This window comes from Nostoc sp. (genome assembly GCF_036917655.1).
Taxonomy (GTDB): domain Bacteria; phylum Cyanobacteriota; class Cyanobacteriia; order Cyanobacteriales; family Nostocaceae; genus Nostoc.
Map to the genome: position 1 here is coordinate 29210 of NZ_JBALCY010000062.1, position 14737 is coordinate 43946.

A 14737-nucleotide genomic window follows, 5' to 3' on the forward strand; every position below is an offset into this window, starting at 1 on the left:
AATCAGTTTGCCATTAGCAGAGGTACTTTGGGCAAAAACTAGTACACTGTGGCGGAAGTTTACCTACTATTTAACCAGTTGCTCAAACACTTTGTCTGGTTAATTGAGATGGTAACTAGATTTGAGCCAAGCTGTACTACAGACTTTTCCAGATTACCGAATTTAATCCCAATCGTCCCATCCATCGCTAGACCTAACATTTTACGTACAGCGCTTCCTGACAATAAATCATTCCCTGCTCAACACCTAATAATAATTTTTTATTATATAAATATTTTTAATATTTTAAGTATTGTAACTTAAAGCTTACACAAAATAATATACCTAAAAGATACAGATAAAATACTAGTATTCGGAATTCTGGAATCGTCTGTAAATCGCACGTATCCACAATTGTCAGCACTGCTACCTGGTATTGCATAAAAAAACAAATGCCAACCTATTTAGTTAGTGCAGTCCAAAAATCTCATCCATTCTTACAGATTTATTTTACTAATATGTTCATGCGCTCTTTAACATTTACTGCCTCTAGTGCAGTGTTACTTTCAACTTTAGTCAGTTCCGCTTTTGCCACTCCCAGCAACTTTGCTAGTAGTGTCAGCAATACCGAGACAAACACAAAGGTACTTGCTCAAAATGTCATCCAGTTACAGAGAATTCCTCATGGCACAATACAAGCAATAGCTAACGGACAAGACCGATATGCCGCAATTTGGGTGAAGTCTGGGAGTTCAGCTTGGGAGGCACGACATGGATTGACCTCAGCCCAGTATCAAGCTACTTTTGACAAACTAGTTGGTCAGGGATATCGGTTGGTTGATGTCAGTGGTTATGGTGTGAACGGCCAAGACCGATATGCGGCGATTTGGGTGAAGTCTGGCGGCCCAGCTTGGCAAGCGCGACATGGATTGACCTCAGCCCAATATCAAGCGACTTTTGACAAACTAGTTGGTCAGGGATATCGATTAGTTCACGTAAGTGGTTACAGTGTAAATGGAAAAGACCGATACGCCGCTATTTGGGAGAAGTCAGACGGCCCAGCTTGGGAGGCGCGACATGGATTGACCTCAGCCCAGTATCAAGCGACTTTTGACAAACTGGTTGGTCAGGGATATCGATTAGTTGACGTTAGTGGTTATGGTGTGAACGGCCAAGACCGATATGCCGCGATTTGGGTGAAGTCTGGCGGCCCGGCTTGGCAAGCGCGACATGGATTGACCTCAGCCCAGTATCAAGCAACTTTTGACAAACTAGTTGGTCAGGGATATCGATTAGTTCACGTAAGTGGTTATAATGTCAACGGACAAAACCTATATGCCGCTATTTGGGAGAAGTCAAACAGTCCAGCTTGGGAGGCGCGACATGGATTGACTTCAGATGACTATCAAGCGACTTTTGACAAACTGGTTGGTGAAGGATATCGATTGGTTGACGTAAGTGGCTACAGCGTCAAACCCTAGTAACGAACTGCAACTCTTGGAGACGCTACGGATAGCTTGCTTCTCTTGTCCCCAGTCCCCCATGTCTACGGCGCTTTCGGTTGTTGCTTGAGCGCAGAACTTGGCGGAATCTCCTCAAGAGGAATCAGTGCTTCGATCACCGACTTCACAATTGGTGCGGCGACAGTAGAACCATAAGCACTTTCTCCTTTTGGCTCATCCACCAGTGCGAACACTACATAGCGAGGAGATTCCACTGGCAAAATAGCCACGAAGCTGGTCATTCTAGCACCCTTGATGTAGCCGCCATTAGGACTAGCTTTTTGGGCTGTACCAGTTTTACCAGCAATGCGATATCCCGGAATTTGTGCCGCCTTCCCGCTACCTTCGGTAACAACAGTTTCCATCATTTCCACAACCTTTTGGGCTGTTGCGGCTGAGAAAATTTGGCGGGGGATGGTGCGAGTGGGTGAATCGTGCATCTGCCCTTTACTATCAATCAGCCCCCGAACTACATGGGGTGTTACCAATTTACCGCCATTGGCTAAAGCGCCGTGCATTTGCACTAGCTGTAACGGTGTCATGGAAAAGCCTTGCCCAAAGGAAGTAGTAGCTGGTTCAATTGGCGAAGCCATAAATTCTTCTTGACTTTTGAGCCGACCGCCAACTTCAAAAGGTAAATCTGTATCAACTTTTTGTCCTAGCCCCAAGCGTTCTAGCCAGTTGTAGTAGATTGAAGGCTTTAAGCGTTGGATAATTTGCACCATGCCAATGTTGCTGGAATATTGCAAAATCTGAGCGATGCTGATTCGCCCATTAGCGTTGTGCATAGCATTTTGGATGGTGTAATTAGCTACTCGAATAGAACCGGAGTCATTAAACATATCATCTGGTTTGATGACGCCATTTTCCAGAGCGATCGCCACATTCAAAGGCTTAAAAGTCGATCCCGGTTCATAAAGATCCGCCACCGTCCAGTTTTTAAATAGCGAGATATTAGCTTTAGAGTATTCATTAGGGTTATAGGAAGGTTGAGAAACGAGGGCGAGTAAAGAACCATCCAACGCATCCATGACAATTACCGCCCCACGTTTGGCGTCAAACTTCTCCATTTGTTGTTTGAGTGCAACGCGAGCAATTCGTTGCAGACGGCTATCGATAGTGAGTTGCAGTCGCAAATCATCAAAATGCAGAAAACCTTCGGGCGCATGATCTGGCATCAGTGCCCCATTACCCGACCGACTGAGCCGCACCGTTTGCACAGGACGTTCTAGCAACTTCTCTTGAGAGTATTCCACACCTGCTTGACCACGACGATCAACATTCACGTAGCCCACCACATCAGCGACCAAATCATCTGGCGGGTAATATCGGGAGTATTTTTGAATCCACTCCAAGCCATTTAAGCGCAAAGAGATGACGCGATCGATAATTTCTTCCGGGAGGGCTGGGTCAAGTATAATTCCGCTTCTTTTGCTTTGAAAAGTTTTCACCAATTCAGCAGGATCTTTTGCCAATATTGGGGCAAGTCGCTCTGCCATATCTTCATTAGACTTATCAAACAGCTTGGGATGAGCGTACAAAGTATATACAGGACGGTCAATCGCCAACAGATTACTATTGCGATCTACCACCGGGCGACGGGGCATAAAAGGTCGCAAATTCACCATTTGCTGGTTTCGCGCCTGCTCTGTTAACTTTGTCCCCTTGACAATTTGTAGGTTATACAAGTTGATACCCAACCCCAACCCTGATGCCATTAATACGCCCCATACTATGAACAGTCGAGACTTAGTGTTGGATGTTTGGTCTTGGATATTAGAGGCTAATTTTCCCAAAAGCCCTCGTTTATAACCCTTTTGGCGTCTTGTAAACGCTTGATTCTGTAACTTTCTGAATTTTGTTCTGCTTGGTGACTTCTGCATTGGGTTCGTCCTTTGTCATTTGTCTTTTATCATTTGCCACAAGTCTGAGTCCTAATGACTAATGACAAATGACTAATGACTCTTAGCCTTTTACCAATTCTCCAAAATAAATCTACAGATATTAAGAGGTGGAAACTCAGATTACAGCGTTTTTCATCTATTTGAAGCACAATCTTCGCCAGGGGCGCACAGTTGTCATTGGTGTCAACTTAAGCTAAAACCCTTTTCAAACGTCGTTTCCAGTCTCTGGCTACTCATTCCTAGTCTGAGACTTATTTTCGAGACAATCATCTAAAAGCTTCTTCTAAACTGGCTTTTACCTTAAGTTGACACCAATACACAGCTATGCGTCCCTACAGTATGGTTTAATTACCTGAAAGTTGCTGACTTTCTGACTTTCTGAATTACGAATTACGAATTACAATTAGTATCCCAGTGGCGAGATTGTTTGCTGTTGCGTTTCAGAATTTGGCGTTGTGTTAGACGATGCTGGCTTAGGACTATGAGATGCTGGAGGCAAGAAAATCATCCCTTGAGGAGTGGGCGATACCAGCCCTGCTGTTGGTTGTTCTGCTTCCTCAGCCATTTTATTTGTCAGCGTCGCGTTGGTTGTGGTTAACAGCCGCTCATGACGTTGGAGGTTTTGCAGTCTGCGATATGACTGACTCCAAAGCTCTTGGGAATATACCGTCCAACCATACACAGCAAGTGTCGATGCTACTAACAAGAACGCCAAAACTGTGGAATAACGATGAAAGGTATACAAGCGCAGTAACCATAAAGGTGCCACTCCAGAATTAGGCATTATGGGAAGGTGAAGAAAACCTACCCCCGGAGTCTTCTGCTTCGCACTCGACTGCTCATTGAGATTTGGCAGTTGTTGTCTACCCAACTCTTTCACCGATTTGGGTATAACTGCCTCATTTGTGGGAGAAACCACTAGATTTTTCGAGGAACGCTGTCGTCTTTGAGAAGATACTGGTGCGGCTTGGGTAGCTGGTGTAGAAGCGCTCCGTGGTGCTGACTCCATACGCGCAGAGCGTCGCCTCCCTAAAGAAAAGATAGAATCTCGCCGGAACCAATTACCCCTTGTAGAAACAGCAGATTTACGAGCAACTACCATAATTTTTTTTAGATGGGAAATACTGTACTTTAGATTGATTGTCTTGATTGTCTGTTTTTGCTTAGGTAAAAATCGCCTTCTGTGCAACAAGCACACATAACAGACTACACCCTTTTAACTGTTCTGATAGGTAGCTCTACCAATGTTTGCATCCTCTAGATATTGCAATATTTGCAATCAGTGATTACCAACTGGATAGCGCTTGCCCTTTAGGTATCGCACCTAAAGTATGGCAATGCGGGGCAGCAAGGTGCAATACTCCGTGAAAAAAATAAAATTTTTTGCTATGATAACTCGGTTTGCGAGAAAATTTGGTAATTTCCGTTTTGCTTCTGAGTTAAGAGAAACTAATCAGATGGCTGTGTGATATGTAATTCCAAAAAGAATACGCCAGAGGATTGTTTTTTTAAGTATGTAATCTCGCAGCATTAAAAAAAAAGCAATAAATACGGTATCGTATTCAACAGGCGAAAAATTGTTCTAGCCACAATTGGTGAAAGAGGAGTTATGAAAACAAAAATCTTTGGTTTGGCTCTAATGTTAAGTCTGGCTGCAATTCTCGGAGCCTGTGAAGGTGGTGGTAGTGGTGGTGGTACCACTAGTACTCCCGCTGCTACAGGTGAACCAACTGATGCACCTCCTGCTGGGTCTAGCCCTGCTGCTACTACACCACCTACTCCCGCAGCTACTCCCGCAGCTACTCCTAAATAAGGCAACAATAAGCTTTAGTTTAAATCATGCCCAAAACAGCTTATTAACAACGCTCGTCACCACATAGCTTGAATTAATTAGGTTAACGTAAAAACGTGTATCTTTCTGTTGGTGTATTAGAGCCGAGAGTTTGCTCAAATATCAGCTAAGTAGGGCAGCAAGTAGAGGACACTGGTAATGAGGGTTCCCTCCTCAACCAAGTGTCCGCTGAAATTCTCGCCTGACCTAACCTTGTTCCAAGTCCAAGGGAGTTGAGTTCTGTAAATCTAAGCCATGTTGTGGGCAAGGTACTTCCCTCGTTTGGCATTTGGAATGGCTTAGACTCCTGAGTTTTGAAAGGGAAAAACAATTCATCGCGATCGCTGGCAATTGCTCTTGAGCATTCCCTGTAGTCTATTCCGTATCAGGAGAGACCTGGTGATGTCCCTTGATATTGCCAGATTTTTATTGGGAAAATTTGTAACTTTGGGCATGGGGCATGGGAAAAACAGATTTTCATCCTGCGTTATGAACGCAGTTCAGGAGATGGGGAGAGTTAAAGCGAGAAAGGTGATACAATTACTGAGTTTAATTGTAATTAGTGCAACGTTGGTTATCTTAAGTAGCTATTGGGGATCAGCGGTAATAGCATTACCGCCACCAGAAGATACACCAGAAGAAATATTACGTACTAAGATTATCATAGAAGCGCGATCGCCTATTGATGGAAAATTCCTAACAGCTGCCGAATACGCCCAATTGCAAGCACAGCTGCAAGAAGCCCCGCCACCAAAACTAGACCCCAAAATTCGGGAACAGATTTTCTTGCTTCGCCTACGTAAAACGTTATTTCAGTTTTTCCCATTTTTAAATTTTTGATAAATTACTCAAAAGTCAAAAGTCAAGAGCTTTCCCTCATGCCCAATGCCCATGCCCATGCCCCATGCCCAATGCCCAATCCCCAATCCCCAATCCCCAATTCTGATGTAGGATAACGGTGACGACAAAATTGCAAATAAATGTAAAGAATATATAGATATTAAGAAAGTAGATTTAGTCAATCACGTTATTTCACTTAGGTAGCTTCATGTCCATGACCACGATCGCCCCTGAACAGGTTAACAGCATCGTTTGGAATCAGCATAACGATCCCTTTGAAATACTAGGCTCTCATCCCATAGAACAAGACGGCAAAACTGTCTGGGCTGTGCGGGCTTACCTACCAAATGCAAGTGCCGCATGGGTCGTTCTTCCTGAACAACGCAAAGAATACCCGATGCAAGCAGTGCATCATCCCCAGTTTTTTGAATGCACCATTGAAACCGCACAACTGGCAAACTACCAGTTACGGATTAAAGAAGGTGAACATGAGCGTGTCACCTATGACCCTTACGCTTTCCGTTCTCCCCACTTGACAGACTTTGACTTGCATTTGTTTAAAGAAGGCAACCATCACCGAATATACGAAAAACTGGGAGCGCACCCCACGGAAATAGACGGCATTAAGGGCGTTTATTTTGCTGTTTGGGCACCCAACGCTCGTAATGTTTCATTGCTGGGAGATTTCAACCTCTGGGATGGCCGTAAAAACCAGATGCGTAAAGGCCGCACCGGGGTTTGGGAATTATTTATTCCTGAAATCGGTGTGGGAGAGCATTACAAATATGAAATCAAAAATTTTGAAGGACACATTTACGAAAAATCTGATCCCTACGGTTTCCAGCAGGAACCCCGCCCGAAAACGGCATCTATTGTCACTGATTTAAATGCTTACAGTTGGAGTGATGAAGAGTGGATGGCAAAGCGGCGTCGCACTGACCCCCTTACCCAGCCAGTTTCAGTCTACGAAGTGCATTTAGGCTCTTGGTTACACGCTTCGAGTGCCGAACCTGCTAAACTCCCCAATGGTGAAACTGAATCGGTAGTTGTCGTTTCTGAACTGAAGCCGGGCGCACGCTTCCTTACCTACCGGGAACTAGCTGACCGACTCATTCCCTATGTCAAAGAATTGGGATACACCCATCTAGAATTGCTACCCATTGCGGAGCATCCCTTTGATGGTTCTTGGGGTTATCAAGTCACTGGGTACTATGCCCCCACCTCCCGTTTTGGCAGCCCGGAAGATTTCATGTATTTTGTTGACAAATGTCACGCAAATGATCTAGGGGTAATTGTGGATTGGGTTCCCGGTCACTTTCCCAAAGATGGACATGGTTTAGCTTTCTTTGATGGTAGCCACCTTTACGAACACTCTGACCCCCGCAAGGGCGAACACAAAGGATGGGGTACTTTGGTGTTCAACTACGGTCGTCATGAAGTTAGTAATTTTTTAGCAGCCAATGCCCTCTTCTGGTTTGACAAATACCACATTGACGGGATTCGTGTCGATGCTGTTGCCTCGATGATCTATAATGACTATTGCCGCGAACCTGGAGAATGGCTGCCCAACAAGTACGGCGGCAGAGAAAACCTCGAAGCAGCAGATTTTCTGCGTCAGGTAAATCACATTATCTTTAGCTATTTCCCCGGTATTCTCTCAATTGCTGAAGAATCTACTTCCTGGCCAATGGTATCTTGGCCGACCTACACAGGCGGACTGGGCTTTAACTTGAAGTGGGATATGGGGTGGATGCACGATATGCTGGATTACTTCAGCATGGACCCTTGGTTCCGTCAGTTCCACCAAAACAATATCACCTTTAGTATGTGGTACAACCACAGTGAGAACTTTATGCTGGCTCTGTCCCACGATGAAGTGGTGCATGGCAAGAGCAATATCATCGGCAAAATGCCGGGGGATACATGGCAGAAGTTAGCTAATGTGCGTTGTTTATTTAGCTATATGTTTGCTCACCCCGGCAAGAAAACCATGTTTATGAGCATGGAGTTTGGGCAGTGGAGTGAGTGGAATGATTGGACAGATTTGGAATGGCATTTATTGCAGCATGAAGCCCACCAAAAATTGAAAACGTTTTTCCAGGAATTGAACTATCTCTACCGTTCTGAACCAACTTTGTACACCCAGGATTTTGCTGAACCGGGGTTTGAGTGGATTGACTGTAGTGATAATCGCCATAGTGTAGTATCCTTCATGCGTCGTGACAAGGATTCTGATGATTTTGCGATCGTCGTTTGCAATTTTACACCGCAACCTCATTCTCACTACCGCATCGGTGTACCGCAAAAGGGATTTTATACTGAGTTGTTCAATAGTGATGCGCGTCAGTATGGCGGCAGTAATATGGGCAACTTAGGTGGTAAGTGGACGGATGATTGGTCTTTGCACAGTCGTCCTTATTCGCTGGATTTGTGTTTGCCACCTTTGGGTGTGTTGATTCTCAAGTTGGATAAGAAGAAGACTGCTGAGGTAATGGGATAACAATTTGGGGTGGGCATTGCCCACCCAGTTAAAAGGGCGGTTAGAAACCGCAACGTTGTGCAACGTGGGTTAAAAGCTACTCAAGAAGACGCCTATCCAGTTAAAAGGGCGGTTAGAAACCGCAACTATACGAGACAAAACCCACCTCCGTGGGTTACAAGAAGCTTAATTTATCGAACCGCCCTGCCTACAAGACACTACGTGAACGCATTGGCGAAGCCTCTCGAAGAGAAGCGTCTCGCAGAGAATAATTCGTAGAGTATACGTAAGTCCTAATAACTTTAAACTGAATTAAAGCGCCATAGTCATTCGTGCAGCGTCTATTTCTCAACTAGCGATCGCTCTGCATTTACCAGTAGAATTATACTTAGTACTCATAAGAAGCGCACTACTAAAGTAAATAAATCCACCTTTGATACTCGTGTACGAGTATCAAAGGTGGATGAATGGAGCTAAAAGACTCGTCACACAATTTTGGATTTTGGATTTTAGATTTTAGATTGACAATTTTGGATTTATGACCTATTTCAAACTAGTTGTTCTGCACCTTTTTAGATTTTGGATTTTGAATCTTTTTATCCAAAATCCAAAATCTAAAATCTAAAATTTGATTTACGAGTATTAATTTATCAAGAGCCGGAAGTTTTTGCAGCTCTGCCTTTACTAATAGCTTTAAAGCGATCGCTAGAAAAAGAAGGGTGGAAAATTACCCATGATCCCTTACCAGTTAGTTTTGAGTTAGGGGATATGTACATAGACTTAAGAGCAGAAAAAATTCTTGCAGCAGAAAGAGAGGGAGAAAAAATTGCTGTTGAAGTTAAAAGCTTTTTTAAAACATCTGTAATTTCCGAATTTCACACAGCGTTAGGGCAGTTTATTAATTATCGACTAGCATTATCTGAACAAGAACCAAACCGGACTCTTTATTTAGCAGTTCCCATCGATACATACACGTCATTTTTTACCATCAGACTTGTACAAAGCATTATTAAAACATATCAACTTAAATTGATTACTTATCAGCCTGTGACGGAGGATATTATCGAATGGATAAACTAACACAATATGAAAAAATAATTCAGCAACTTCTCCAAGAATATGCTGCAATTGCTAGTCAAGATCCCGAAATTGAAACTCAATTAATTTTTGACACAGAACATCACCATTACCAACTTGTAAATGTCGGTTGGAAAAATCAGCGCCGTATTTATGGTTGTTTTTTACATATAGATATTAAAGATGGTAAAGTTTGGCTGCAACATAACGGTACAGAAAATGAAGTAGGAGAAGACTTAGCGAATTTAGGTATCCCCAAGCAGGATATAGTCGTCGGCTTTCATTCACCATTCAAACGACAATTTACAGATTATGCTGTTGGTTAAACCAACGAGCTAGAACTTTAGATTATTTTGGTAGATGTCAAGCGATGCCTACGGCGGTAAACTACGCTCTTTTGGAGTTATGCTACTTTTTACGGCTTTACTATAGCGGTTCTCAGTTGAGTGAGGTACAAGAACCCCACCCCCAACCCCCTCCCCGCAAGCGATGAGGGGGCTATGATGTAACTCAGACCGAATCGTTCTCCAACTTTTTACCCGACCCTCACTAACATCTTTTTTACCCCTCTGGAAGGATTCAATAAATCCAGGAATATTAACTAACTCTTCAGTAGCGTCTTCACTTTCTTTATCTGCTAGATAAGCTAAGAAGTCAGCAACCAGTTCTAGGCGTTCTGAAGACAATCCATCTAGATATTGGTTGATTTGTTGACGAACTTCTGTGTTGTTCATATTTTTGAAACTCTTTTACTTCTCTAATTCTGCCAACTTCTGTTGAGCAAACTCTCGCACTTCCTCATCTGGGTCATTTGCTGCTTTGTAGCGCAACAGTGGTAAAGTCTGGTGATGTTGAGAAAATTGCTTGATAATTATCTCAAGTGCAACGCGCCGAGGGTTGGTTTCATAGACTTGCTTACGCTCAAAGGGATCATTGACAGCGCAGTTGTAGTAAATTTCAAACAACTCAGGCTGATTTCGGAAGTGTTTCGCTAATGCTTCGACGGCTGCACATCGCACATCCCCTTCATTATCAGCAGTGGTACGTTCTTTGAGAAACGAGCGGGTGTCTGGGTCATCTTTGAAATTACTGGCTAATGCTTCGATGGCTCCACGTCGCACATAATCTTGATTATCAGCAGTGGCGCGGTCTTTGAGAATCGAGCGGGTGTCTGGGTCATCTTTGAAATTGCTGGCTAAGGCTTCGATGGCTGCATATCGCATAGACCCAGATTTATCAGCAGTGGCGCGGTCTTTGAGAATCGAGCGGGTGTCGGGGTCATCTTTGAAATTGCTGGCTAAGGCTTCGATGGCTGCACGTCGCATAGACCCAGATTTATCAGCAGTGGCGCGGTTTTTGAGAATCGAGCGGGTGTCTGGGTCATCTGAGAAATTGCTGGCTAATGCTTCGATGGCTGCACGTCGCACATACCCATCATCAGCAGTGGCGCAGTCTTTGAGAAACGAGCAGGTGTCTGGGTCATCTGGGAAATTGCTGGCTAATGTTTCGATGGCTGCAACTCGCACATTCCATTGATTATGAGCAGTGGCGCAGTCTTTGAGAAAAGAGCGGGTGTCTGGGTCATCTGGGAAATTGCTGGCTAATGCTTCGATGACTGCACCTCCCACATACTTAGATTTATCAGCAGTGGTGCAGTCTTTAAGAAACGAGCGGGTGTCCGGGTCATCTGGGAAATTGCTGGCTAATGCTTCTATCGCTGCATATCGCACATCATCATCATCATCATCAGTGGCGCGGTCTTTGAGAAACGAGCGGGTGTCCGGGTCATCTTTAAAATCGCTGGCTAATGCTTCGATGGCTGCATATCGCACATACTCATCATCATCAGCAGTGGCGAGTTCTTTGAGAAACGAGCGGGTGTCCGGGTCATCTTTGAAATTGCTGGCTAATGCTTCGATGGCTGCATATCGCATAGACCAATCATTATCAGCAGTGGCGCGGTCTTTAATAAACGAGCGGGTGTCCGGGTCATCTGAGAAATTGCTGGCTAATGCTTCGATGGCTGCATATCGTACATCATCATGATCATCATCATCATCAGTAGTGGTGAAGTCTTTGAGAAACGAGCGGGTGTCCGGGTCATCTTTGAAATTGCTAGCTAATGCTTCGATGGCTGCACGTCTCACATACTCATAATCATCAGTAGTGGCGAGGTCTTTGAGAAACAAGCGGGTGTCCGGGTCATCTTTGAAATTGCTGGCTAATGTTTCGATGGCTGCATATCGCACATCCTGATCATTATCAGCAATGGCGCGGTCTTTGAGGCAGTCTAAGGTATCACGGTTATCTTTCCAAATTGCGGTAATTGTTGCAACTGCTTGAATGCGAACTTTCAGAACTAGCTTAGTTTCTTCTGTATATGGATGGGGTCTGTAATAGTACCAGGGTTCATATTTAGTTAAGTCTTTTAGTTTGCCAAATAATTTATTAGCCACTGGCGCAATTACTGAGCGATTTCTCACTTCTGCAAAACACTTAGCCGCTAAAAACAAGTTGAGAAATTTTTCCTCTTCGCCATCTTGCACCATTAAGTAATCCAGAATTTCACCAACAAATTTTGGCTCAATCATTCCCGCAATTAGCCGCAATACCTCATGCCAAGTTTCATCTTGCCAGTGTTTGCCAAAAACTTCAGTTTTGAGATCCTCAATTGAAATACTACGTTCCTTCTCAAACTGCCGGACAATCTCCGAAGCACAGAAATATTCTAAAAATTTCCGATGCAGAAAGGCATTGCTTCCTATCCAGCCAATCAACCATTCCACCATAATATTCACGCCTGCTAAGTGCTTGACTACGAGTATATACACCTGTCAGAGGAATATTTCTAGATTTCTGGGTTTTTAGGGAGTGCGAGTCTATTCATCCAAAACTTAAGATTATCTGGATTTAGATGCTGCGATCGCACAAAATTATCGTTAGGAATAAGAATTAAATAACATCCAATTTATGTCCCTGGCTTACCTCACCCTCAATCCCTCTCCTTATAAAGGAGAGGGAAGCTAGATAAAGGATGAAGTTTTGCATTTTATTTAATCCACGTTCCTTAACACGAACATTCTTTTTACCTCTAAGCTTAAAAGCGATGCTGGCTGAAGATTTGTTAAAAATAACTAATATACTGTGCATTAATATTAGGAGTAGTTTTATGGTTTTACAAGTTAACCCCATCCAAAAAGAACCAACTGTCACTTGGGAAGCACTTCCAGCCGACTTCATTTTACCTGACGATCCAGTGGAAAATATTCAACAACCCGCGATCGCTGCTGCGCTTACCGATGCTTTGGGAAGCACAGGACGCATCCAACCCCAGATGCTGATTGGCTCTAATTTTGGACTTGTAGCCACAGTCAACAAAAAAAATGTTGTTAAAGCCCCTGATTGGTTTTATGTGCCTCAAGTGCAGTCTGTAGGAACAAATGTAGTTCGTCGCAGCTATACCCCGAATTTAGAAGGCGCTGCTGTGGCTGTAGTGATGGAATTTCTCTCAGAGACAGAAGGTGGAGAACTATCAGTCCGCTCAACTCCACCCTACGGTAAACTCTATTATTACGAAAAGATTCTCCAAGTTCCAACCTACGTAACCTACGACCCTTACGAACCAAGCATAGAACTACGGTGCTTGCAAAATGGACAATATGCTTTGCAGCAAGCAGACGCTAATGGACGTTACTGGATTCCTGAGTTAGAGTTATTTCTCGGAATTTGGCAAGGTGAAAGATTATGCCAAACCATGAATTGGCTGCGCTGGTGGGATACAGAAGGAAATATGCTGTTGTGGAGCAGCGAACAAGCCCAACAAGAACGCCAACGTGCTGAACAGGAAAGCCAGCGTGCTGAACAGGAAAGCCAACGTGCTGAACAGGAAAGCCAGCGTGCTGAACAAGAACGCCAACGTGCTGATATATTCGCAGCTAAGTTACGTGAACTAGGTATTGACCCTGATGCGACGCCAAATAGCCCGTCGTAGACACAATACGGTTCAGATAAGCCCAAAACCCTAATGTAGAGACGCGATTTATCGCGTCTTCAAAGACCAATTATCTACACCAATAACCCTTAACCAAGAGTATTGGTCGTAGACATCGCATAACCTCAAGGGATGCTGGGAATAATAAATTTGGGACATCAGCACCAAAATTCCATGAAACAGCAAAAAAATCAATTCAGCCATCTTACTGCGATCGAAAGAAGTTATCTATCATTTCCTGCACAGTTTTTATTAAATCAAAACCTGTTACAAGGCAAAATACTAGACTTTGGTTGTGGCTTTGGGAATGATGTTAAAATATTACGCCAAAAAGGTTGTGATATTACAGGCTATGACCCCTATTATTTTCCAGAATATCCTAATAATAAATTTGATACAATAATTTGTTTTTATGTTTTAAATGTTTTATTTACTGAAGAACAAACTAATGTTCTTATGGAAGTATCACACTTATTAAAACCGGGAGGAAAAGCTTATTATGCTGTAAGAAGGGATCTTAAAAAAGAAGGCTTCCGAGAACATTATGTCCATAAAAAATCTACATACCAGTGTATTGTAAAACTTCCCTTTACTTCAGTTTGCTTAGATGAACATCGGGAATTATATGAATATTTTCACTATAATTATCAGGGAAATTCATCTAATTATTGTATATTTTGTAATCCACATAAAACTCTTAACCTATTAACTGAATCAGCAACTGCTTACGCAATTTTTGATGGCTATCCTATAAGTAAAGGACACATTTTGGTTATTCCCAAACGTCATGTTAGTAGTTATTTTGAACTCCCATTTAAAGAGCAATCTGCTTGCTGGTTTATGGTGAACAAAGTACAAGAAATTCTCAAAGTAGAATTTGAACCTGATGGCTTTAATATAGGGATGAACATCAACCGAGCCGCAGGTCAAAATATTATGCACGCTAGTATTCATATCATCCCTCGTTACAAAGGTGATAGTATCTCTACTAAAAGTGGAATCAGGAACGTTATTCCTAAAAAGCAATAATTTTTTTACTGACAGCTTCCAGTGGCAAACCTAGATTTATAGCAAATCCATAAATCTGAAAAACCTGATTTTTCAGTCTTGTTGAAAATATTGCAAAATATTTCA

Annotated in this window: 12 protein-coding genes; 8 read left to right on the forward strand and 4 right to left on the reverse strand. The window is 43.1% G+C overall.

From position 1 onward, the window contains the following. Positions 1–431: 431 nt before the first annotated feature. On the forward strand, positions 432–1460 hold the full coding sequence (locus V7K30_RS21115) for a hypothetical protein (protein ID WP_335002576.1): 1029 nt from the start codon (positions 432–434) through the stop codon (positions 1458–1460). A 65-nt stretch (positions 1461–1525) separates the two neighbouring features. Here V7K30_RS21115 and V7K30_RS21120 read toward each other — a convergent pair whose 3' ends face one another. Continuing rightward, on the reverse strand, positions 1526–3199 hold the full coding sequence (locus V7K30_RS21120; RefSeq protein WP_335002579.1) for a peptidoglycan D,D-transpeptidase FtsI family protein: 1674 nt from the start codon (positions 3197–3199) through the stop codon (positions 1526–1528). A 589-nt stretch (positions 3200–3788) separates the two neighbouring features. Next, positions 3789–4487, reverse strand: coding sequence for a hypothetical protein (locus tag V7K30_RS21125; RefSeq protein ID WP_335002581.1), 699 nt, complete (start codon positions 4485–4487; stop codon positions 3789–3791). A gap of 507 nt (positions 4488–4994) precedes the next feature. Between V7K30_RS21125 and V7K30_RS21130 the strand changes: the two genes are divergently transcribed. The 5 genes from V7K30_RS21130 to V7K30_RS21150 all read left to right on the forward strand — a co-directional run bounded on the left by V7K30_RS21130 (position 4995) and on the right by V7K30_RS21150 (position 9938). Then, on the forward strand, positions 4995–5198 hold the full coding sequence (locus V7K30_RS21130) for a hypothetical protein (RefSeq protein WP_335002583.1): 204 nt from the start codon (positions 4995–4997) through the stop codon (positions 5196–5198). Between the two features lie 525 nt (positions 5199–5723). Beyond that, positions 5724–6056, forward strand: a complete 333-nt coding sequence (locus V7K30_RS21135) for a hypothetical protein (RefSeq protein ID WP_335002624.1) — start codon at positions 5724–5726, stop codon at positions 6054–6056. A gap of 208 nt (positions 6057–6264) precedes the next feature. Next, positions 6265–8556, forward strand: a complete 2292-nt coding sequence (gene glgB / locus V7K30_RS21140; RefSeq protein ID WP_335002585.1) for a 1,4-alpha-glucan branching enzyme — start codon at positions 6265–6267, stop codon at positions 8554–8556. A 654-nt stretch (positions 8557–9210) separates the two neighbouring features. Next, entirely contained in the window at positions 9211–9615 is a 405-nt protein-coding gene (locus V7K30_RS21145) for an element excision factor XisH family protein (RefSeq protein WP_335002626.1), read from the forward strand. Beyond that, the gene (locus V7K30_RS21150) at positions 9603–9938 is read left to right on the forward strand and encodes a XisI protein (protein WP_335002587.1); all 336 of its coding nucleotides are present in this window, start codon (positions 9603–9605) and stop codon (positions 9936–9938) included. The genes V7K30_RS21145 and V7K30_RS21150 overlap by 13 nt, the downstream gene beginning before the upstream one ends. A gap of 48 nt (positions 9939–9986) precedes the next feature. Here the strand turns inward: V7K30_RS21150 and V7K30_RS21155 are convergent, their stop codons facing one another. Together V7K30_RS21155 and V7K30_RS21160 are read right to left on the reverse strand one after the other, a co-directional pair. After that, positions 9987–10346, reverse strand: a complete 360-nt coding sequence (locus V7K30_RS21155; RefSeq protein WP_335002588.1) for a hypothetical protein — start codon at positions 10344–10346, stop codon at positions 9987–9989. Positions 10347–10361: 15 nt separating this feature from the next. Continuing rightward, positions 10362–12443 (reverse strand): HEAT repeat domain-containing protein, encoded by a 2082-nt coding sequence (locus V7K30_RS21160; protein ID WP_335002590.1) that lies wholly within the window; start codon positions 12441–12443, stop codon positions 10362–10364. 338 nt (positions 12444–12781) lie between these two features. Here V7K30_RS21160 and V7K30_RS21165 point away from each other — a divergent pair, with 338 nt between their 5' ends. Continuing rightward, positions 12782–13603 carry a Uma2 family endonuclease gene (locus V7K30_RS21165; protein WP_335002592.1) on the forward strand — a complete coding sequence of 274 codons (822 nt, stop codon included), beginning with the start codon at positions 12782–12784 and terminating at the stop codon, positions 13601–13603. A 174-nt stretch (positions 13604–13777) separates the two neighbouring features. After that, on the forward strand, positions 13778–14632 hold the full coding sequence (locus V7K30_RS21170) for an HIT family protein (RefSeq protein WP_335002594.1): 855 nt from the start codon (positions 13778–13780) through the stop codon (positions 14630–14632). Positions 14633–14737: the final 105 nt, after the last annotated feature.